This window comes from Pseudomonas sp. PS01270, from assembly GCF_029959775.1.
Classification (GTDB): domain Bacteria; phylum Pseudomonadota; class Gammaproteobacteria; order Pseudomonadales; family Pseudomonadaceae; genus Aquipseudomonas; species Aquipseudomonas atacamensis.
Map to the genome: position 1 here is coordinate 1 of NZ_JASCPT010000275.1, position 841 is coordinate 841.

Annotated in this window: 1 protein-coding gene; it reads right to left on the reverse strand. The window is 56.2% G+C overall.

Annotated features, from left to right (window positions below):
* Nucleotides 1-81: 81 nt before the first annotated feature.
* Nucleotides 82-411 (reverse strand): DUF3077 domain-containing protein, encoded by a 330-nt coding sequence (locus QMX86_RS28120; RefSeq protein ID WP_243241828.1) that lies wholly within the window; start codon nucleotides 409-411, stop codon nucleotides 82-84.
* Nucleotides 412-841: the final 430 nt, after the last annotated feature.

The window sequence follows — 841 nt, forward strand, 5'->3', positions numbered from 1 at the left end:
GGCGTAGTGTCAGTCGAAGCATGTGGTGGCTGAACCACCGCATTCGCGAGCAGGCTCGCTCCCACAGGGTATTGGGTTGAATCAAGAGGTGCGTTCAGACAGATCAGCTTCAGATTCAGTCTTCGTCCGCGCGGGTCGTGGGATCAGCGCTTGGATCACGTCATCAACCAAGGCTTTGCCCATCACCGTCAGGTAATGCGCAGCCCAGGCATGGCGGTCGGTGTCTCTGTTGAAAGCAGCGTCTTCTGCGAAGAATTTGGCGAGGGACAGCAGGTCGGAGGATTGGGACAAGGCATTGATGATCGGGACGCCGGAGCGGACGTTGAAGAACGCTTGATCCGAGTTGTAGAGGAAAGGGGTGAAGCCGATGGTTTTAACGTTTGCGAGTCCGTGCAGATCAGTTTCGGTCATCGTGTTACTCCTTGGTTCGAAGTGCCGAGACTTTCGTTACCACGCGAAAGGGAGGCAGCTGTACGCAGGGTGGTAAACCGGGAACCAAGGAAACCGGCACGCCAGAAGGCGTCCCACGCACAGCCGCCATAACTCGATGAGCGCGCTGTTGCGATGGTTTCTCCGGGTTACCACACCCGATCGCTGAATGGGTCAGCGACCTCCGGAGAGTATCCCGTCGAAAAACAGCGCAATAGAGCGGCACAGCGCCCCAACAAGAGTTTCGGAGTTTGCCTACAAGGTCTGTGGGCGTCATCTGATATTGCGAGACTGGAAGTAAACGAAAGTAAACACTTGGCACTTTTTTCTCTGTGGGAGCGAGCCTGCTCGCGAAGACGCAGTGTCAGTCGACGAATCTGTAAACTGACCCACCGCTTTCGCGAGCAGGCTC

What these genes read in the sequence shown, in the direction of transcription:
- QMX86_RS28120 (WP_243241828.1), bottom strand. Translation starts at nt 411, where the DNA reads ATGACCGAAACTGATCTGCACGGACTCGCAAACGTTAAAACCATCGGC.